The organism is Chryseobacterium sp. G0162, from assembly GCF_003815715.1.
GTDB lineage: Bacteria > Bacteroidota > Bacteroidia > Flavobacteriales > Weeksellaceae > Chryseobacterium.
In genome coordinates, this window is sequence record NZ_CP033922.1 from 1,436,023 (window position 1) to 1,456,665 (window position 20,643).

The following is a 20,643-nucleotide window of genomic DNA, read 5'->3' on the forward strand; positions in this document are numbered from 1 at the left end:
TATCATATATTAAGAAATATGTCATTTTTATTTCGTATAGAGATTAGATTAACTTTAGCCTAACGAAAAAAATCAATCAAAAACATACAAATTCTTATGAATAGTTAATTTTTTTCTTTAAAATAAATTATTTAATTAAAAAATTAAACTTATACATATTTTTCATTGTTATTTATAAACATCCCTTTTACTTTTGTCTCATAAATAATAAAAATATGTGTGGAATTGTATGTTTATTCGATGCCAAGCAAAAAACTGAGATATTAAGGCCTCAGGTTTTGGAAATGTCAAAAAAGATCCGTCACAGAGGACCAGATTGGAGTGGGGTCTTTCAGGATGAGAAAGTAGTTTTCTCTCACGAAAGATTAGCCATTGTAGATCCAACATCCGGAAAGCAACCTTTATTTACTAAAGACGGGAAAGTAGTATTAGCTGTAAACGGTGAAATCTACAACCATAGAGAATTAAAAGAAGAATTTCCTGATTATGAATTTCAGACTCAATCTGATTGTGAGGTTATTCTGGCACTATACAGAAAATACGGAAAAGATTTTGTGGAAAAACTGAACGGTATTTTCGCATTTGCATTGTATGATACGGAACATGAAGTTTATCTGATTGCCCGCGATCATATGGGAATCTGCCCTCTTTATCAGGGATGGGATAAGAACGGAAACTATTATGTAGCTTCTGAACTAAAAGCATTGGAAGGTATATGCAAAAAGATTGAAACCTTCTTACCAGGACATTTGGTATACAGCAAAGACGGAGCTGAACTTCAGCAATGGTACACCAGAGAATGGGAAAGTTTTGACCATGTGAAAGAGAACGAAACCGATATTGACAAACTAAGAAAAGGGCTTGAAGATGCTGTTCACAGACAACTGATGAGTGACGTTCCTTATGGTGTATTGCTTTCAGGGGGACTAGACTCTTCTGTTATTTCTGCTATCACAGCCAAGTTTGCAAGACAAAGAATTGAAAGCGGAGACACTCAGGAAGCATGGTATCCAAGACTTCACAGTTTTGCAGTAGGACTTGTAGGGTCTCCTGATTTAGTTGCAGCACAAAAAGCAGCGGAACATATCGGATCTGTTCACCATGAAGTCAACTTTACAGTCCAGGAGGGATTGGATGCGATACGTGATGTAATTTATCATCTGGAAACTTATGATGTAACAACCATCAGAGCATCTACCCCGATGTATCTTTTAGCAAGGGTCATCAAATCAATGGGAATTAAAATGGTATTATCCGGAGAAGGTTCAGATGAACTATTTGGGGGATATCTGTACTTCCATAAAGCTCCTAATGCTAAAGAATTCCATGATGAAACAGTAAGAAAACTCGGAAAGCTTCATTTGTATGACTGTCTGAGAGCGAACAAAGCTTTAATGAGCTGGGGAATAGAAGGAAGAGTTCCTTTCCTTGACAAAGAATTTATGGATATTGCCATGACCCTCAACCCACAAGATAAAATGATACAGGTAGCTGAAGGGAAAATTGAAAAATGGGTACTAAGAAAAGCTTTTGAAGATATTCTTCCCGCCTCTATTGCATGGAGACAAAAAGAACAGTTTTCAGATGGTGTAGGATATTCATGGATTGATACTCTAAAAGAAGTTGCTGAAAAAGAGGTTACTGATGAGATGATGGTTAACGCAAGGTTCAGATTCCCGTTAAACACTCCACAAAATAAGGAGGAATATCGATACAGAACTATTTTTGAAGAACATTTCCCTAGTGAAACTGCTGCAGCAACTGTTCCATCAGTTCCGTCAGTAGCCTGCTCCACTCCTATCGCTCTGGAATGGGATGAAGCTTTCAAAAAGATGAATGATCCAAGCGGAAGAGCAGTGAAAGTGCACGAAACTTCCTATTAGAGGTTGGAGAGTTTGAGAGTGGGAATGTTATAGAGTCAATGGTGATCTTTAAGGGTTAAAGTTATCGTGATGCCCGATGAATTCACGATTCGCTTGCGAAGCAAAATTCACTATTAAAATTTAATATTTAAATCATACACTTACACCCCTTCTTTGTAACTACTACCACAATAATTTATTAATCCTGTAGCAATACAGGATTATTTTTTGAATTAACAATAACAATATGGCACAATTTAACTGACAATCAAAAATAATATCTAATAAATAATTATATTTGGAAAACGAAAATATCAATTATAAAAAAATGAGAAGAAACCTTACTGTTTTGTTTGCCTTATTATCTATCAGTTTTGCTTTTGGACAGGGAAAATATGGCAAATATCTGAACTCAAAAAAGCTTGCTTTAGCATATAAAAGCGTGAAAGATGCTGATAAGGACGATTATTATCAACAGTTTTACTGGCTGGTAAAAGCTGAGCAGCTTAAAACCTATCCTCACCTTAAGGATATAAAGCCTGTAGTATTATATGAATTCGTAAAAAAAGTAAATCCTCAGAATCCAACAAAAAAACTGGATAAAAGAGATAAAGAGCTTAGAGCTACTGCAGAATTATCTTTAAATCAATACTTCAAGAACAAGAATTTTGAGAACAATTCTGTATTAATGTACAACCTTGAAACTTACGTTGACCCTTCAAAAGGACAATTCTATACAAAGGTTGATCCTGAAAAAATCAAAGAATTGGTTCCAAAAGAATTGTTTGCCTTCAATTCATACAACAGAAATTTAGGAGAAGAAAAAACCTACTATCTTTGGGTAGATAAGAAAAAAGATGATTTGAATATTGTAGATATTATTCCTAGTGAAAAAGATGACAAATCATTCTACACCAGATTAAGACAATATCTTCCAAGCTATAAGTTTTCAAAATATGTTCCGACTGTAAAAAAAGGAAACAAGACCGATAAAACAGATATAGAATATTATTATATCATGCCTTTTGAGCAGAATACCGATAATATTGAATACAAAACCAAGGATTTCAAAAATTTCACTTTAAGCCAGTATAGAAAAGCCGGTGATGAATGGAAAGGAGTAGAAAAGCCTAAAAAATAAATCAAAAAGTCCTGTGATATTTCGCAGGACTTTTTTAATTTTATATGGATTTCTTGATCTAAGAATCAAACTGCTTAAAGCAAGCACTTTCTTCAAATAAAATAAGCCTGGAAGTTTATTGAATATTCCAGCCTATACGAAATGACAGAAACAAGCCCTCAACAGGTATCCATAAAGAAAATTCTCCCATTGATTCTGGCCACTGCTATTTTCATGCAAATGCTGGATTCAACCATCCTGAATACTTCTTTACCCTCCATTGCAAAAGATCTTCACGAATCTCCGCTGAACATGCAAAATGCCATCATCAGTTATGTATTGACCTTAGCGGTTTTCATGCCTGCAAGTGGATTTTTGGCAGACCGCTTCGGAACTAAAAAAGTATTCATTTTCTCGTTGGTATTATTCAGTTTGGGTTCTTTGTTTTGTTCTTTATCCCAAAATCTCACTCATCTTGTTATTTCAAGGGTTATTCAGGGAGTCGGAGGAAGTCTGATGACTCCGGTTGGAAAGCTAGCGCTCATTAAAACCTTTGATAAGAGTGAATTACTTAAGGCAATGAACTTTGCAATTATCCCTGCACTTATCGGGCCAGTTCTTGGACCATTAGTAGGAGGTTACATGGTTGATTACCTGTCCTGGCACTGGATATTCCTCATCAATATTCCGATTGGTTTTTTAGGAATTATTTTAGGATTAAAATTTATGCCTGATTATAAATCTGATGATGTTGATTTTGACTTTAAAGGATTCTTAATCTTTGCAGCCGCCTCTCTCCTGCTTTCCATTTCATTAGAACTTTTTGGGAATATGCAGAATATTACCCCGGTCCTCATTGTATTTATCCTTGGATTCCTGTTTCTTTATTATTACTATAAACATGCAAAAAAAGAAGGGCATCCTATTTTTCCTCTCAACCTGTTTCAGGTCAGAACTTTTAGGGTGGGAATTGTAGGAAATCTGGCTACAAGACTAGGAATCAGTTCAGTTCCATTATTGCTTCCGCTTATGATTCAGATTGCTTATAAACAATCTGCTGTAACTTCAGGATGGATCATTGCTCCGATGGCGCTGACGGCTATATTCGGGAAATCATCTGTTATTAAAATTCTGGATAAATATGGTTACCGACAAACATTAATGGTCAATACTTTTATCATTGGAACCCTGATCTGTATGCTGGCTATTCCAAATATTCACACTTCGTTATATTGGTTTGTTCCTATTATTGCAGTATTGGGATTTTTCAACTCTATTCAGTTCACTTCTATGAATACAATTTCCATTGCTGATCTCCGGAATTTTCAGACCAGTAGTGGCAACTCTTTAATATCTGTTAATCAGCAGCTCGCCATCGGTTTCGGAATTGCCTTTGGATTGATTGTTTTAAAAATATTTGAAAACTCTGACCTCATCAAAGGGGAAACGCATAATGCTTTCCGGTATACTTTTCTTACTGTAGGAATATTAACAATTCTATCAGGTTTTGTGTTTAGAAGGTTACACATTTCGGATGGAAAGAATATGAAATCTAAGGAAGACTAATTAAGGTTTTATTAGCTTTATCAACCTTTTTACAATCTCCCTTTTCCTACTATACGAACTTATCACAGGTCAATGCATTTGCTTTATAAGTATGGTATTTTTGTTTACATAAAATCAACAATATTATGACAACTAAAAAAGTAGAAATAGTAGTATCTCCAAGACCTGCACACTTTGTAGGTGACGGTTTTAGAGTTCATAATTTTATTCCTGGTGTACAAGGATTAGATATGAAAAGAATGGATCCGTTCATTATGCTTGATTATAATTCAAAATTTCATTTCAATGGTTCTGAAAGACCAAGAGGTGTAGGAGTTCATCCGCACAGAGGTTTTGAAACCGTAACCATAGCTTATAGCGGCAAAGTAGAACATCATGACAGTGCTGGAGGCGGTGGTATTATCGGAGAAGGTGATGTACAATGGATGACAGCTGCCAAAGGAGTTCTTCATAAAGAATATCACGAAACAGAATGGGCAAAAGAAGGTGGAATCTTTCAAATGGTTCAGCTTTGGGTAAACCTTCCGGCAAAAGATAAGATGAGTACCCCAAAATACCAAGCGATTGAAAACTCTAAGATGGAAAGAGTTGACCTTGCCGAAAATGGTTTTATAGAAGTGATTGCAGGAGAATATAACGGAAATAAAGGTCCAGCCTTCACCTTCACCCCTATTCACATGATGAATGCAAAGCTTAAGGCTGGTGGTAAAGCAGAATTTAATTTTCCTGCCCACTTTAATACAGCAGCTTTGGTGATTGAAGGAAGTATAACCATCAATGGAGAAGAACAGGTTAAAGCAGATCATTTTGCACTGTTTAAAAATGAGGGAGAAAGCTTTACTATAGAGGCACAGGAAGATTCTATTGTTTTAATTATCAGTGGAGAGCCTATTAATGAACCCATCTTTCCTCACGGACCTTTTGTTATGAACACGAGAGAGGAAATTATGCAGGCTTTTGAGGATTTCAATACCGGAAAATTCGGTTACCTTGAAGAGTAAAAGGATAGAATTAAATTTTCCTTAATCTTAAATAAGTTCTTTTTTACTAACTTTATATATCATTATATCAGGTAAAAATTAAAGATTAATGGTATGCAGAGAGATAAACCTTATAGGTTGTATAAACTTATAAGGTTTGTTTTCTCAGCAAGATTTCTCATATATAAAAACAAAAGATATTGATCGCTTTAAACACGAAGCCCATTCATCAACCTTAATACAAAAATTATGAAACCAGAATTTGAAAACATACCCCTTGTAAAAACCGATAAAAGATTTGAAATAGAGCTTAACGGGCACTATGCTTTTATTGATTATCGTGAAACGTCTCACCAAATTTCATTGATACACACTGAGGCAGAACCTGAACTGGCAGGCACAGGTGCAGCTGCTGCCGTAGTGGAAAAGACGCTGAACTATATTGAAGAAAGCGGTAAAAAGCTCCTTCCGTTCTGTCCGTATGTTTTTGCCTTTATCAAAAAACATCCTGAATGGAAACGTATCGTAGATGAAAAATTTAACGGATACGATAAACTGTAAATCTTCATCAACATTTATTTAAACAAACATTAAAAGCATTACATCATTATGTCAAATATTGGACTTATTATCGAAGAAAAAGCCGCCGACATCGGAAACTTTCTGGTAGGAAGGCTGCTCCCATTTCGTGAAAAAAGAGCCGTAGGGCCATTTGTTTTTATTGACCACATGGGACCTTCTGAATTAAAGGATTATCAAAATCTTGATGTTCCTCCCCATCCACATATCGGACTCTCTACGTTAACTTACTTGCTTGAAGGCTCTATTTTCCACAGAGACAGTATTGGAAGCGCCTTTGAAATCAAACCTGGCGCTGTTAACTGGATGACTGCCGGTAAAGGAGTAGTACATTCTGAAAGAACTCCGGAATATTTGAGACACAGCGATAAAAGACTTCACGGTTTCCAGATCTGGGTAGGTTTACCCAAACACCTTGAACAGTCTGAGCCTACTTTCCATCATATTGAAGCGGATGAAATTCCGGTTTGGGAAGAGGATGGAATTCAATATAAATTAATTGCGGGTGAAGCATTTGGAAAAACCTCTCCTGTTCCGGTACATAGTAAATTATTTTTCATCGAAATAAAAACCAAAGAGCCTAAGAAAATAAGTATAGGTAAAGATCTTTATGGGGAAGCGGCGATGTATGTTCTGGACGGAACAGTCACTACTGAAGGGAATACTTATGGTTCAAAGCAGCTGATGATTGCAAAGGATACTAAACTTTGTGAGTTTGATATGAGTGAAAATGGTACAGTATACCTTTTCGGAGGCGAACCTTTCGATGAGGAACGTTTTATTTTCTGGAATTTTGTGAACTCTGATAAAGAGATAATCGACCAGGCTAAAGTAAACTGGAACGATCAGAATCATGATGCATTTCCTTTGGTTCCAGGTGATGAACAGGAATTTGTTCCACTACCCAAGTCAATTTTAAACAGAAAGTAATTCCATTTCATAGAAAAGCCATGAAAATATTTGCATTTGCAGGGAGTACTTCATCTACTTCCATCAACAGAGAGCTGGTAAAGTTTGTTTTAAAAGATTTCCAGGAGGAAGAGATCAACCTTATTGACCTCAATGATTTCACTATGCCTGTTTTTTCCGTAGACCTCGAAAAGAAAGGTTTTCCGGATGAAGCGCACCAATTTTTAAAGAATATCGGGGAATGTGATATCATTATTTGTTCCCTGGCAGAGCATAACAGATCGTACAGTGCTGCTTTCAAAAATATTTTCGATTGGGCTTCAAGGATTAATGTAAAGGTATTTCAAAATAAGCCAATGCTTCTGATGAGTACTTCTCCCGGTGGTTATGGTGGCGGAAATGTGATGAATACGGCAAAAACATTCTTTCCACAGTTCGCTGCAGATATCAAAGATACTTTTTCACTGCCAAAGTTCTATGAGAATTTTGATCTTGAAAGTGGAATTATCAATCCTGATATGCTGAGCGAGCTAAAAACAAAAATTGAGAACTTTAAAAATAGCGTTAAGACCAATGACTAAGGGAAGACTGGAAGCATTCAGTGATGGTGTTTTAGCCATCATCATTACCATCATGGTTCTTGAGCTGAAAGTACCGGAAGGAAGCAGCTGGGTAAGTCTCAAACCTCTTCTCCCTAAATTTTTAGCATATATTTTCAGTTTTATCTATGTTGGAATTTATTGGAATAATCATCATCACTTATTTCAGACGGTAAAAAAAGTAAACGGAGGTATTCTTTGGGCCAATCTTCATTTGTTATTCTGGCTTTCCATGATGCCTATTGCTACAGAATGGATCGGAACTACCGGTTTTGCAGAAAACCCTGTAGCAACCTATGGTATCATACTTGTTCTATGTGCCATAGCCTATAGCATTCTGGAGAATGTTATTATCCGATGTGAAGGTGAAAATTCACCATTGAAAGAGGCCATACATTCAAAGTATAAAGAGAATATATCCATTATATTTTATATTCTGGGAATCGCTACTTCATTTTTTTATCCTTATATTGCCATAGGTTTTTATTACATTGTGGCTCTTATATGGCTGATTCCGGACAGAAGAATCGAAAAATCATTAAAAGACAATTAATATGGAAACACACGAATATCCCAACGGCGACATTACTGTCATCTGGCAGCCTCAGAAGTGTATCCACTCGGCTGTATGTGTAAAACTGCTTCCTCAGGTATACAATCCGAAAGAAAGACCTTGGATAAAAGCAACCAATGCAACCCCTGAAGAACTGAAAAAACAGATAGATCAATGCCCATCAGGAGCATTAAGTTATAAATTCAATACTGAAAAATAATGGCAGTAACGGTAAAAGCAAGTTTAGGAAAAACAAAATATTATACGCAGGTAACAGCCGGTGAAAATACAATCATTACTGATGAACCTTTAGATAAAGGTGGACAAAATAAAGGGTTCAATCCGATGGAAATTCTGGCTACTTCTTTAGCAAGCTGTACGGCAGCTACTTTAAGGATGTACATTGAAAGAAAAGAATGGGATGTAGAAAACATCAATGTAGAAGTGGAACTTGAAAATTATCCATTGACCAAAAGAGCGATCTTCAAAAGAGATATTACTTTTGAAGGGGTTTTGGATCCTGAACAAATGAAAAGACTTCACACGATTGCTGATGCATGTCCTGTACACAAAATATTAACCAACGATATAGAAATATTAACTAAATTCTCATAAAACATGATCGAAGTAAAACAAAATAACGACGAAAAACACGGAAGTTTTGAAGCTTTCATAGATGGAAGACGCGCAGGAATGATGACGTACACCTGGGCAGGAGAAGAAAGATTTATTATTGACCACACCGAGGTAGAAGAAGCCTACAACGGAAAAGGGGTAGGTAAGGAAATGCTTTTGGCTGCTGTAGATTTTGCAAGAAAAAACGGAAAAAAAATTATTCCGCTTTGCCCTTTTGCTAAAGCCAGTTTCCAAAAGAGCGAGGAGCTACAGGATGTTTTGGTGAATTAGTCAAAATTTCTACCCTTACAATACAAACCTTTCAGAGCTGATCTGGAAGGTTTTTTCATGAAGTGAACAAAGAATGAATCGATTTTCAATCGATCTGATGAAGCGAACTGTTATCATTAGTTTAGAAAAAACTGTACCAGATTTAAAACAGAATCGTGAAGTTACTTCCTGGAGTAATTATATAAAAATTGTCTCTAAACTAAATTCACGATTCACGATGGTTCTTTTTTATATATTTGCTAAAATTTAAAATCTAAGCATGAATTCAGGAACTGTCCTTTTGCTGTTTGTCTTTATCTACTTTATCGGCCTTTTGGTGATCTCTTATTTCACCAGCCGAAATTCTGACAACCAGTCTTTCTTTATCGGTAATAAAAAAAGTAAATGGTGGCTCGTTGCATTTGGGATGATAGGGACCAGCTTAAGTGGGGTTACTTTTATCTCAGTTCCGGGAACCGTCGGGAAAATGACCGGTTCCGAATATATTTATGGAGGTTTTGAATATTATATGATGGTAATCGGCTTTTTCATCGGGTATTTTATTGTTGCAGCCATCCTCCTGCCTCTGTATTATAAGATGAACCTTACTTCCATTTATACATATTTGGGAAAAAGATTCAATGTGGAAGCCCATAAGATCGGATCGATATTCTTTATTATATCAAGAGCCATTGGAGCTACTGCAAGATTATATCTGGTAGTCAATGTATTGCAACTTTTCCTCCTTGAAGGATTAGGGGTTCCGTTTTGGGTTACTTCCATGGTTCTTTTACTGATGGTTCTACTCTATACTTTTGAAGGTGGTGTAAAAACCATTGTCATTACAGATACTTTACAGACCTCTTTCATGATTATCAGTTTGGTAGCTTGTATTGTTTATATTTTATCTAACCTAAACCTGTCTTTTGGTGAAGCCTATACAATTTTAGAACAGAAAAATTATACTCACTTTATCAATTTTGATCCTAATTCCAAGACATTTTTCCTTAAAACCATCCTAGGTGGAATTTTCATCACCATTGCCATGACCGGTTTGGATCAGGAGATGATGCAGAAAAATATCTCTGTAGACAATCTTAAAAACTCAAAGAAGAACATGTTAACTTTCGCAGGAACTCTTCTGTTTGTTAATCTTGCATTTTTATTTTTGGGTGGTCTTCTCTACCTTTTTGCGTTACAACATGGAGCAGAATATGGAACTACCGGAACAGATCCTGTGAGCAATATTTTCGGTTTCAAAGATACTGCAGGAAACATCAAAAATATTATGGGAGATGACCTGTTCCCAGCGTTATCTCTTAACGGATATTTCCCAATGGCTATTTCTGTTATTTTCATTATTGGATTAATTTCAGCTTTATTCCCTTCTGCGGATGGGGCATTAACTGCAGTAACAAGTTCGTATTGTGTAGATTTATTAAACCTTAATGAAGATAAAACCAAAACTGAAAAAGAGAAAAAAAGCCTTCGTATGAAAGTGCATTTGACATTCACCGTCCTATTTTTCATATTAATTATGGTGTTCAAAGCGTTGAATGACAAATCTATCGTATATCTGATTATGGAAATTGCAGGATATACTTACGGACCGTTACTTGGACTTTTTGCTTTTGGAATTTTTACGAAATTTCAGATTTCAAAAAAGTATTCGATTCTTACCGTAACGATTCTGGCTCCTATTATCACTTATTTAATCAATTTCGCAGTCACCACTTATACAGACTACAGAATTGGTGTAGAACTTATCGTTCTTAATGGGCTGCTAACATTTATCGGCTTATGGATGGTAAAAAACAAGCAACATTTGAGAGTTGTTTAATCAAAAGTAACCACAAATTATAAGTAATGAAATTATTTGTTTTTCTGGCTTTTAGTCTGTTTGCCGGTACATTTGTAAAAGCTCAGAGTGCTGTTGATTTTGCCAATCTTACAAAGTACAAAGATGAAAATACAAGCATTTTAAGTTCAAAGAAGAAAGTGGACGTTGTTTTTATGGGCAATTCTATTACAGAAGGCTGGGTAAAGAGTCATCCTGAATTTTTCTCTGAAAACAATTATACAGGCAGAGGAATCAGCGGACAAACTACTTCACAGATGCTGCTGCGTTTTCAGAATGATGTTGTTGCTTTAAAACCAAAACTGGTGATCATTAATGCAGGAACCAATGATATTGCACAGAATACAGGCATTTATGATCCCGATTTCACTTTTAATAATATCAAAGCCATGGCTGATATTGCTCAAAATAACGCAATTAAAGTAATCATTGCCTCCATATTGCCCGCAGCAGAGTTCCCATGGCGTAAAGAAATAACGGATGTTCCTCAAAAAGTAGACGCCTTGAATCACAGATTAAAGCAGTATACAAGCAGCAAAAAACTCATTTTTGTAGATTATAATTCTGCAATGCGGGATGCACAGGGCGGGATGCGTGAAGGACTCTCAAAGGATGGCATCCATCCGGTTCCTGCAGGATATACAATCATGGAACCAATGATTAAAAATGCAATCCATAAAGCATTAGGAAAAAAATAAAAAATCAAAAAATATATTCTATTAACTATGAAAAAAATTATTTCACTTTTCATCTTTGTATTAACTTTCGGATCTGTAGCAGCTCAGGAGAATTTTGAAGTGTCTACTTTAAGAATTGGGCCTTACAAAATCTTTATGGAAAAAAGTGAAGCAGAAAAAATATCAGGAGCTAAAATTAAAATTTCTGATGGACAACAAAAGAATACTGTAAAATACAACGGAGAGGCTATTAATATTGAAGTCTTCCAGGGTTATGGCGGAGAAGCCAAACCTGATGCAGTTACCATTGCCGGAATGACAACTACCAGTAAAAAATTCAGAACCAAAAGCGGAATGGGTGTCGGAAGCACCAGAGATGAGCTTATCAATACATATAAAAACTATCCTATATTCAGTGTTCGACCGGAGGTAGATGATCATGGCAAACGTATTAAAGATGCAGGATACTTTAATATTGAAGACTATGATGCCGGAACCCAGTTAACATTTAAATTTGTTAATAATATTGTTACAGAAATTACAGTTTACATCAACGAAGGCTGTTAAAAGCTTAAAAATATTCAAATCAATCAAAATCCGGGTTTTCATATCCGGATTTTTGCATTTCCATAAGCCGGTAAAAAATTGTAAATTCGCGTGCAAATAAATCAGATATAATGAGTAAAAGTATCGAAGAGTTAAAATCTCTTACTACACAGATCAGAAGAGACATTTTAAGAATGGTTCACGCTGTAAATTCAGGACACCCTGGAGGAAGCTTAGGCTGTACAGAGTTCTTTACAGCACTTTACGGAAAGGTGATGAACTATCATCTTCCTTTTACGATGGAAGGTAAAAATGAAGATCATTTTTATTTATCTAACGGACACATTTCTCCTGTATACTACTCTACTTTGGCAAGATTCAACTTCTTCCCGGTAGAAGAATTAAAGACTTTCAGAAAACTTGATTCAAGATTACAGGGGCACCCTACTACTCACGAAGGTCTTCCAGGAATCAGAATTGCTTCAGGTTCTTTAGGACAAGGTCTTTCTGTAGCGTTAGGAGCTGCCTTAGGTAAAAAAATGGATGGAGACCAATCTCTTGTTTACACTCTTCACGGGGATGGTGAACTTCAGGAAGGTCAGATCTGGGAAGCACTGATGTTTGCTGCTGCTAAAAAAGTAGATAACATTATTTCTACTATCGACTACAACGGACGTCAGATTGACGGTGATACAGATGATGTATTAAGCCTTGGAAATCTTCATGCTAAACTTGAAGCTTTCGGATGGATCGTTTTAGAAGAAAAGAACGGTAATGATCTTGAAGCTGTCATCGGTATTCTTGAAAGAGCAAAAGCTGAAACTGGAAAAGGAAAACCTGTAGCGATCATGCTTCATACAGAAATGGGTTCTGGAGTAGATTACATGATGGGATCTCACTCTTGGCATGGTAAAGCTCCTAATGATGAGCAATTGGAAACGGCATTCAAACAATTGTATTTAGAAGCTCCTGCTGACTACTAACATCTAACCATCAGTTAAACTCTCGATTAATAAAAATAAAAATGAAATATACATATACAGAAAAAAAGGACACACGTTCAGGATTCGGAGCCGGATTAGCTGAGCTTGCTGACAAAAACCCTAATGTAGTAGCACTTTGTGCAGACCTTATCGGATCTTTGAAAATGGAGAAGTTCATTGAGAAAGCTCCTGAAAGATTTATTCAGGTAGGTATTGCAGAAGCTAACATGATGGGAATTGCTGCGGGTCTTAGCATCACAGGAAAAATTCCTTTCACAGGAACGTTTGCAAATTTCTCTACTTCAAGAGTATATGACCAAATTCGTCAATCTATTGCTTACTCCGGGAAAAATGTAAAAATCTGTGCATCTCACGCAGGTCTTACGTTAGGAGAAGATGGAGCTACTCACCAGGTATTGGAAGATATCGGGATGATGAAAATGCTTCCGGGAATGACTGTAATCAACCCATGTGACTACAACCAGACAAAAGCAGCTACTCTTGCTATTGCTGATTTTGAAGGTCCTGTATATTTAAGATTTGGTAGACCTACTGTTCCTGTATTCATCCCTGAAGATATGCCTTTCGAAATCGGAAAAGGAATCATGCTTCAGGAAGGTACTGATGTAACGATTGTTGCAACAGGACACCTTGTATGGGAATCTCTTGTAGCTGCTGACGAACTTGAAAAAGAAGGTATTTCTTGTGAGGTAATCAATATCCACACAATTAAGCCTCTTGACGAAGAAATCATCCTAAAATCTGTTGAAAAAACAGGTAAGATTGTAACTGCTGAAGAGCATAACTATCTTGGTGGTTTAGGTGAATCTGTTGCGGGAATGCTTGCAAGAAAAAGACCTACAAGACAGGAATTTGTTGCGGTAAACGATACTTTCGGAGAATCTGCAACACCTGCTGAATTAATGAAGAAGTATAAGATTGATGCTGCAGCAGTGAAAGAAGCTGTAAAAAGAATTTTAGCTAACTAACCATTAGCATTTACTATAATAACTGCGGGCTGTTTCTTCGAAACAGCCCGCAGTCTTTTATTGAATCGTGATTCAATGTTGGAGTTTTGTACAATGTTTTAACCACCCCGTCAAAACTCTTTGAATTTTCCCCACTTCTCCACTGGAGGGGAATGATTATACTTATAGTTGTCATGGTTGTAGCTTTTACCCTACTGTATCGTTTGTTTTTATGGTTCAGTTTGGTTCAAAGGAATTCCTACTGCTATAAGGATTGGACATAATATTTCTGTGATATACTCCTCTTGTCTTCTGTCAGAAGCTTTTGAGCCTGAAAAATAATTGCTGATTCTGTAGTTCTTCACAAACTGATTCCGTTTCTTTCCGATGGAATAGTAATATCCTCCTGTTTCATCATTGATAAAATAGGTCATTTCATCAAAAGTCATGATCTTTTTGGAGAGAATCAATTTTCTATAAATGCACTTTTCAGATTTGTCAAAAATATATTTTACAGGAACTCTGAAAAACAGATCATACAGGAAATAGATCATATAAACACTCCATATCACCAGAGCAATTTTAAACTGGTCTGTAAACATCTTTTCCGTAAAGTAATAGATAATTACAAAAAGAGCAATAATTCCCAATGCCAGCCACCAAATTAAAGTACGAAGGAAGCTGTAATTGGGCATGATGCTTATTTCACTTCCGTTTTCTTCAAATTTATAACGGTCTATTATGTTCATTGCCCGGCTCATTAATTTTCATGATATCTTCTGTTTCATTTACCATCTTTTGTATTCCTTTTTGTGTCAAAGCTTGTCCGATAGTCAAATGCTTCTCTTTTCCGTCAACTTCAAAGTAAATAGACAACACTACATTGGTGGTAATAAAACCCATATATTTTGTGGCCAAAACATGAAAATTGGTAAAATCTTTTATATCATAAGTTCTGGCAGGAACAAAAATGGTATGCTTACCCGTAATTGTTTTCCGGTCCATATCAATGACCAACTTTTTGGTAAAAAAGTTAATAGCAATAAGTACTACCAATGCAATAAGAATAAGGCTGAGCGCTCTTACATCTTTAAAGATCAATCCTGCAATTATTAAAAAGAAAAGACATAAAACAGATACAAAAACCGGTTGATTTTTAAAAATATATTGGTTCCCTTCCTGTTTGTAAAATTTATACGAATTCATAATAAGTTATTTATATATATTTGATTTAGGTGTTATTGAGATTAATCTGATTAGGATTAATAGTGTTCTACAGTTTATTTTAGAATATTGAAAGTATCATGAATAGAAAAAAGAACAAATCATCAGCTTATTATTATGATAAGACCTGCCTGAGACAATTATTTATTTTTACTTCATTTCCTTTTTTTAAATGGGCGGTAAAATTACCTTTATCTTGTTAAATCAGAGTATTATATTTAAGAAAGGTCTAGCCAGTTTCATGATTATAGCTAGTCTTTTTGCATAACAATCCCGGACAGAAATTAATAATGTTCATCATAACAGATCTGGAGCTATTCGTTTATCTGTCTACCAATTGTTGTAGGGTCCGGCAACAATACTTGCCTTCATTTCAAGATCATCAGTATCCTTGTTTCATTTCCTTACTTTTTTCATCTATTGGATTGACACAAAAAGGAGGCATTTCATTATCGGTTCCGTTCCATGAAAGTTTTACTCTTATTTTTCCGAGTTTCCATATCCTATTTGGACTGCTTTATGTAAATTCGATACATATTGTATGAGGATGCGATTTATGTACAATAAAAAAATAATACTTTTTTTAACTCTCCCTTTTCTGGTTTCTTTTTTTCCTTATCGAACAATACTTTATACTATTTTTTGATTTTCCACAATACCATTAAATCATTCTCAAATTTAATGGTATAAATATGTACAATGGCTTTAATTACTGTACATATTACGGAAATCCATCTTAAAATCTACAAGTAAATTACAAGTATTATCACCTTAAAGTGATCTAATTATTTTATAGTTTTGAAACATCGACGTTGATACCTCTTCTGTATTTAAGTTGTATGTGTACAGTACAAATTGAATAATAGAATAAACTACCCGATGTCAGGGGTTGTATGACAAACCATTTTATTTAACAACCAAAAAAACAATCAAAAATGAAAAAATTAATTGGCATGAAGAGAAACTTCTCTTCTTTAGAAAACAAAAAGATCAACAGAAATGATTTAAAAGCTGTTCAGGGAGCCAATAGCTACGACATTTCAGAAAACGCAACATGCTATGACAAAAAAACTTATAATGACAAGTGTGTACTTATAAGTACATTATATATAGGTGATAATTGTGGCGGATTGTAATATTATAGAGGGTTTATCCCTCTATTTTTTTCAATACAAAAATGATAGAATACTACTTTTTTCATTCGCTTAAATTAACACTCAGCACAATCATGAAAAATCATAATTACAGCTTATTTTCATCCCTATTATTAACTTCCATTTTTCTATTAATTTCTTGTAAAAACAGAGACCTTAATTATATAGATTATTATAATAAAGTGTATACTATTGACAGTATTCATAGAGTAAATAAAGATACCCTGGCTACCATTAAACAGTACAAGAAATTATTCAGGCAATATCCACCGGTCCAGAATGAGAGAATTACCGAATATGAAGTTTACATCAAAATGGCGGACAAATATCATCAGGATTTTGGCGGCGTAAAAAGTCTGGATAAGCTATTAGCACAAACAGCCCCTTATTGGCAGCCTGACCGCGATTTTTATCAGCTATATAAAAGACATGGAATAGACAGTCTACAGGTAGAAAAAAAATTTCAACGATGGAGAAAGGGACTTAATCAAGTTTTGGTAGACTCATTCAGTATTGCTTTTACAAGAGATCAGCATAACAGAAATATCAAAGAGATTGTTGAAATGAATGATAAAAAAAATGCAGAACTTTTACTATGGACTTTTAAAAATTATGGATATCCGTCTTTGCAAAAAAAGGGACATCTGGGAAGAGATGGCCAGCTAATGGCGATGGGAACTATGCTTAACCACATGGCCTATACGAAGTACTATGAATATTTCAAAACTAAATTACTTGAATATGTAAAATCCGGAGAATGTACTCCAAGAGATTATATTGAAATGGTAGACAAATATCAATATGCGAATAAAGGAGCAACAATGTATGGAATATTTATGCGCTTTGATGAGGCTAATCTGAGTGCTGCCGATTCTGCAAGAATTGATAAAAACCGTGCAGCGGTAGGATTTCCCAGAATGAAAACCTCGATGAAGATTGCCAAAGATTTTTTTGATAAGCTTAAAAAACAAAAATGATTCTCATTATTTCTGAAAATAAAGAAAATACAACCAATGAAGTGATCAAATATCTTCTTGCTATGAATAAGAAGTTCATTCGAGTACACGAAGATGAAATTTTTGAAATTAAAACCGATCAAAAAAGACTTTTTCTGGTAAGTGAAAGAAATAGATTTTGCATTGATGATATAAACAGTGTATGGTACAGAACCGGAGGGTTGACATTCAGGCGGCTGCGCTATGACAATGAATCTATTAATCTTAATATGAATGAATATCAACATTGGCTGGAAGATTATGTGAGAAAAACCTTAGAATCTAAAAGACATATCAATAAAGAAAGCAATAGTGATGTCAACAAACTCCTGGTATTGGAAAAGGCAAAAAAGGTTGGTTTGGATGTCCCTGATTATTTCCTGGCTGATAATACCGATGAAGTAAAGCTCAACAAAACAATCATCAAAACCATTGGTGGAAATCCCAGGGCTGAAAATATTACTGAAAATGTCACCGGGATGATGTATACTTCAATTGTAACGGAACCTCAGAAAAGTAATTTCTTTATTACTTTTTTTCAGGAAAAAATTGAAAAAGATTTCGAGATCAGGAGCTTTTATCTGAATGGAAAAGTATGGTCAACGGCCATCTTTTCACAAAATGATGAGCGGACCAAAATTGATTTCAGAAAATATAACCATACAAAACCCAACAGAAATGTTCCTTATAATCTGCCCAAAAGTATTGAAGACAAAATTCATTTACTGATGCTGTCGCTGGACCTCAACAGTGGTTCATTGGATCTTATTAAGAGCAAGGATAAATTTTATTTTTTAGAAGTGAATGCCATAGGCCAGTTTCTTGGACATTCAGTGCTCTGTAATTATTCATTAGAAAAAGAAATTGCTGACTATTTATGAAAAAGAATTTTACTCCTAAAGAAAAACACCCGCTTCCCCTCATTTATAACTATATGGAAATGATACACAACAAAGAAAGCATGAAACTTACTGTCAATACCACTGTGAGCAGTAAAAAATATCAGACTGATTTCTATGCAAAATCAAAACCTTACAAATTCCTGGTAAGATTCTTATGAGATATTTTAATATATTCAGTACCATTTTTATTACGAAAGGTGTCAATAGAATATTGATTTCTGACCTTCAGAGGAACACCTCTGAGCTCTATCCATTAGAATTTTATGACCTGATGGAAGAATTAAAAAAGAAATCCATTGAAGAAATTCTGGAAATGTATGATAAAGAATCTCAGGATATTGTTCAGGAATATTTAGAGATTCTTTTAGAAAATGAATATGGATTTATTACACGGAATAACTGGGATCGGAATTTTCCTGCCTTATCTTATGAATACAGCGAGCCAAATCGTATCAATGACCTCTTTATCGAAATTGCGGAGATCAGCCTTTTAAATAGGTTAAGAAACGCTGTAGAGAATCTTGAGATCAGACACTTGGTAATCTACAGTTCAAGATCGTTAACAGTAGAGGAATTTATAAGTATAGATCACATCTTCACCTCATCCGTACTTATGGGAATAGAAATCATTTCTCCTTTTCATGCAGCAATAGATCAAGCATACATACAGAAACTGAACCATGAAACAGAAAGAATTTATAGTCTCATTTTCTATCAATGTCCTCAGAAACCTTTCAAAATAAAAGATGAATTCAAATTCAGTCTGAACTTTGTAAAAGAACATCTAAAAATATCATCCTGTGGAAAGGTAGATATGAAGTATTTCAATACCAATCTTCCCAAAGTACTGGAAGCTATCAATCATAATTCCTGCCTGTATAAAAAGATCAGTATAGACATTGAAGGCAACATTAAAAATTGCCCTTTAATGCCGGAAAGCTTTGGAAAAATTCAAAACAGAAGTCTTGAAGAAGCTTTAATGCAACCAGGATTCAAGAGATACTGGAATATTACTAAAGACAGTATAGAAGGCTGTAAAGACTGTGAATTCAGGTATATCTGTACAGATTGCAGGGCTTATACTGAACGATCACATTATACTTCAGAAAACATAGATATATCAAAGCCTTTAAAGTGCGGTTATAATCCTTATACCAATGAATGGAAAGAATGGAGTAAAAATCCACTGAAACAGAAAGCCATCCACCATTATGAAATCCAAGAAGCAAAATAGCTTTTAAACAATGTTTAAAAGCTATTTTTTATGTAGAAATAAGAGGTTTACAACACCCTTATTTAAAAAACTTCCACTTCGGAATAATAGCCAGCATTCCAAAACCTGTAAAAAGGAAAAGATTGGTAACATCTGTATACAGGAAGGTAGACAGATAGTAGTTATGCATAAAGAAATGCAGCACCAATAAAGCCGGGAACATAATAATTCCTACTTTTTTGTAAAAGAACATTAGCACCAGACCAATCATCATAAGTGCATCAATTGAAAAGATAACATAAAAATACCATCTTGGGATATCAAGGTATTCATGCTGAAGATATTCATCAACATCTATTCCCAATCCCATTACTGTAAACAACATTAAGGCAGCAAATGCCAATACAAATCCCCATCCTTTCTTCGGATCTTCGTCAAAATAGCTGTATTCTTCCATAGGTACAAAAATAAAGAACTTATGAGAGATTTCATAAGTTCTTTTATAGTTATTCGTTTAAAATTTGAATTAAATAGAGATCGCGTTGATCAGTCTATTTTTGTCACTCAAGAATTCTTCCATAGAAATCATACTTTCAGTTCTCATTACGTCCTGAATGTCGTCAATCTGATAGATAATTCTCTTAGCATCATCCGTATTTTTCGCTCTTACTTTACAGAAAATATTATATTTCCCGGAAATAACGCTAGCTTCTATTACGTTAGGAATAACTGACAATTCTTTCAATACTTCTTGAGTACGGTTTGATTTTGTCAAAAGGATTCCGATGAAAGCTGTAAAATGATAATCCAGCTTACCATAATCGATGCTTAGAGATGATCCCAAAATAATACCTGCATCTTCCATCTTTTTCACTCTTACGTGAATTGTTCCAGCAGAAACATCCATCTGCTTAGCAATTTCTGTAAAAGGCATTCTTGTGTTTTCTACTAAGAAATCAAGAATCTTCTTGTCTATTTCGTCCAGTTGATAGTTCATATTAGTTAAATTACAATTTCTTTAAAAAATCTATGTATTTTTTGCAAATTTACGAAAAATAATTTAACTAAAA

General features: G+C 34.9%; 25 protein-coding genes. 21 read left to right on the top strand and 4 right to left on the bottom strand.

Annotation, left to right across the window (positions count from 1 at the left end; translation table 11 throughout):
* Positions 1–215 precede the first annotated feature (215 nt).
* From asnB to EG344_RS06710, 16 genes are all read left to right on the top strand, one after another.
* Positions 216–1,883, top strand: coding sequence for an asparagine synthase B (gene asnB / locus EG344_RS06635; protein WP_123908802.1), 1,668 nt, complete (start codon positions 216–218; stop codon positions 1,881–1,883).
* A gap of 277 nt (positions 1,884–2,160) precedes the next feature.
* Positions 2,161–3,003: a hypothetical protein gene (locus EG344_RS06640; RefSeq protein WP_228412872.1), complete on the top strand. Its 843-nt coding sequence runs from the start codon at positions 2,161–2,163 to the stop codon at positions 3,001–3,003.
* Between the two features lie 141 nt (positions 3,004–3,144).
* Positions 3,145–4,548, top strand: coding sequence for an MFS transporter (locus tag EG344_RS06645; protein ID WP_123908803.1), 1,404 nt, complete (start codon positions 3,145–3,147; stop codon positions 4,546–4,548).
* Positions 4,549–4,673: 125 nt separating this feature from the next.
* Positions 4,674–5,549 (top strand): pirin family protein, encoded by an 876-nt coding sequence (locus EG344_RS06650; RefSeq protein ID WP_123908804.1) that lies wholly within the window; start codon positions 4,674–4,676, stop codon positions 5,547–5,549.
* Between the two features lie 228 nt (positions 5,550–5,777).
* Positions 5,778–6,089 (top strand): GNAT family N-acetyltransferase, encoded by a 312-nt coding sequence (locus EG344_RS06655; RefSeq protein ID WP_123859230.1) that lies wholly within the window; start codon positions 5,778–5,780, stop codon positions 6,087–6,089.
* A 48-nt stretch (positions 6,090–6,137) separates the two neighbouring features.
* A complete protein-coding gene (locus tag EG344_RS06660; RefSeq protein WP_123908805.1) occupies positions 6,138–7,037 on the top strand; it encodes a pirin family protein in 900 nt (299 codons plus the stop codon).
* Between the two features lie 20 nt (positions 7,038–7,057).
* Positions 7,058–7,597 carry an NADPH-dependent FMN reductase gene (locus tag EG344_RS06665; protein WP_123908806.1) on the top strand — a complete coding sequence of 180 codons (540 nt, stop codon included), beginning with the start codon at positions 7,058–7,060 and terminating at the stop codon, positions 7,595–7,597.
* On the top strand, positions 7,590–8,168 hold the full coding sequence (locus tag EG344_RS06670; protein WP_123908807.1) for a TMEM175 family protein: 579 nt from the start codon (positions 7,590–7,592) through the stop codon (positions 8,166–8,168). Before EG344_RS06665 ends, EG344_RS06670 begins: the two co-directional genes overlap by 8 nt.
* A 1-nt stretch (position 8,169) precedes the next feature.
* Positions 8,170–8,388 (top strand): (4Fe-4S)-binding protein, encoded by a 219-nt coding sequence (locus EG344_RS06675; protein ID WP_123908808.1) that lies wholly within the window; start codon positions 8,170–8,172, stop codon positions 8,386–8,388.
* Positions 8,388–8,783, top strand: a complete 396-nt coding sequence (locus tag EG344_RS06680; RefSeq protein ID WP_123908809.1) for an OsmC family protein — start codon at positions 8,388–8,390, stop codon at positions 8,781–8,783. Before EG344_RS06675 ends, EG344_RS06680 begins: the two co-directional genes overlap by 1 nt.
* A 3-nt stretch (positions 8,784–8,786) precedes the next feature.
* Positions 8,787–9,074, top strand: coding sequence for a GNAT family N-acetyltransferase (locus EG344_RS06685; RefSeq protein WP_002984420.1), 288 nt, complete (start codon positions 8,787–8,789; stop codon positions 9,072–9,074).
* A gap of 259 nt (positions 9,075–9,333) precedes the next feature.
* On the top strand, positions 9,334–10,893 hold the full coding sequence (locus tag EG344_RS06690; protein ID WP_123908810.1) for a sodium:solute symporter: 1,560 nt from the start codon (positions 9,334–9,336) through the stop codon (positions 10,891–10,893).
* A 26-nt stretch (positions 10,894–10,919) separates the two neighbouring features.
* The gene (locus tag EG344_RS06695; protein WP_123908811.1) at positions 10,920–11,609 is read left to right on the top strand and encodes an SGNH/GDSL hydrolase family protein; all 690 of its coding nucleotides are present in this window, start codon (positions 10,920–10,922) and stop codon (positions 11,607–11,609) included.
* A 27-nt stretch (positions 11,610–11,636) separates the two neighbouring features.
* On the top strand, positions 11,637–12,155 hold the full coding sequence (locus EG344_RS06700; RefSeq protein ID WP_123908812.1) for a hypothetical protein: 519 nt from the start codon (positions 11,637–11,639) through the stop codon (positions 12,153–12,155).
* 110 nt (positions 12,156–12,265) lie between these two features.
* Positions 12,266–13,117 carry a transketolase gene (locus EG344_RS06705; protein WP_123908813.1) on the top strand — a complete coding sequence of 284 codons (852 nt, stop codon included), beginning with the start codon at positions 12,266–12,268 and terminating at the stop codon, positions 13,115–13,117.
* A gap of 41 nt (positions 13,118–13,158) precedes the next feature.
* Entirely contained in the window at positions 13,159–14,106 is a 948-nt protein-coding gene (locus EG344_RS06710) for a transketolase family protein (protein WP_115972839.1), read from the top strand.
* A gap of 209 nt (positions 14,107–14,315) precedes the next feature.
* Here the strand turns inward: EG344_RS06710 and EG344_RS06715 are convergent, their stop codons facing one another.
* Together EG344_RS06715 and EG344_RS06720 are read right to left on the bottom strand one after the other, a co-directional pair.
* Positions 14,316–14,834, bottom strand: coding sequence for a hypothetical protein (locus tag EG344_RS06715; RefSeq protein WP_228412873.1), 519 nt, complete (start codon positions 14,832–14,834; stop codon positions 14,316–14,318).
* Complete coding sequence (locus EG344_RS06720; RefSeq protein ID WP_123908814.1) at positions 14,812–15,291, bottom strand: hypothetical protein; 480 nt, start codon at positions 15,289–15,291, stop codon at positions 14,812–14,814. Before EG344_RS06720 ends, EG344_RS06715 begins: the two co-directional genes overlap by 23 nt.
* Positions 15,292–16,244: 953 nt before the next feature.
* Between EG344_RS06720 and EG344_RS06725 the strand changes: the two genes are divergently transcribed.
* From EG344_RS06725 to gwsS, 5 genes are all read left to right on the top strand, one after another.
* Positions 16,245–16,445, top strand: a complete 201-nt coding sequence (locus tag EG344_RS06725) for a TIGR04139 family peptide modification target (protein ID WP_123908815.1) — start codon at positions 16,245–16,247, stop codon at positions 16,443–16,445.
* A gap of 92 nt (positions 16,446–16,537) precedes the next feature.
* A complete protein-coding gene (locus EG344_RS06730; protein ID WP_123908816.1) occupies positions 16,538–17,440 on the top strand; it encodes a hypothetical protein in 903 nt (300 codons plus the stop codon).
* Entirely contained in the window at positions 17,437–18,339 is a 903-nt protein-coding gene (gene gwsG / locus EG344_RS06735; RefSeq protein ID WP_123908817.1) for a grasp-with-spasm system ATP-grasp peptide maturase, read from the top strand. Before EG344_RS06730 ends, gwsG begins: the two co-directional genes overlap by 4 nt.
* Entirely contained in the window at positions 18,336–18,518 is a 183-nt protein-coding gene (locus EG344_RS06740) for a hypothetical protein (RefSeq protein WP_123908818.1), read from the top strand. Before gwsG ends, EG344_RS06740 begins: the two co-directional genes overlap by 4 nt.
* Positions 18,515–19,594: a grasp-with-spasm system SPASM domain peptide maturase gene (gene gwsS / locus EG344_RS06745; RefSeq protein ID WP_123908819.1), complete on the top strand. Its 1,080-nt coding sequence runs from the start codon at positions 18,515–18,517 to the stop codon at positions 19,592–19,594. Before EG344_RS06740 ends, gwsS begins: the two co-directional genes overlap by 4 nt.
* 58 nt (positions 19,595–19,652) lie before the next feature.
* Here gwsS and EG344_RS06750 read toward each other — a convergent pair whose 3' ends face one another.
* Both EG344_RS06750 and EG344_RS06755 read right to left on the bottom strand, forming a co-directional pair.
* On the bottom strand, positions 19,653–20,030 hold the full coding sequence (locus EG344_RS06750) for a hypothetical protein (RefSeq protein ID WP_123908820.1): 378 nt from the start codon (positions 20,028–20,030) through the stop codon (positions 19,653–19,655).
* 69 nt (positions 20,031–20,099) lie between these two features.
* Positions 20,100–20,570, bottom strand: a complete 471-nt coding sequence (locus EG344_RS06755; protein WP_045493567.1) for an Lrp/AsnC family transcriptional regulator — start codon at positions 20,568–20,570, stop codon at positions 20,100–20,102.
* Between the last annotated feature and the right edge of the window lie 73 nt (positions 20,571–20,643).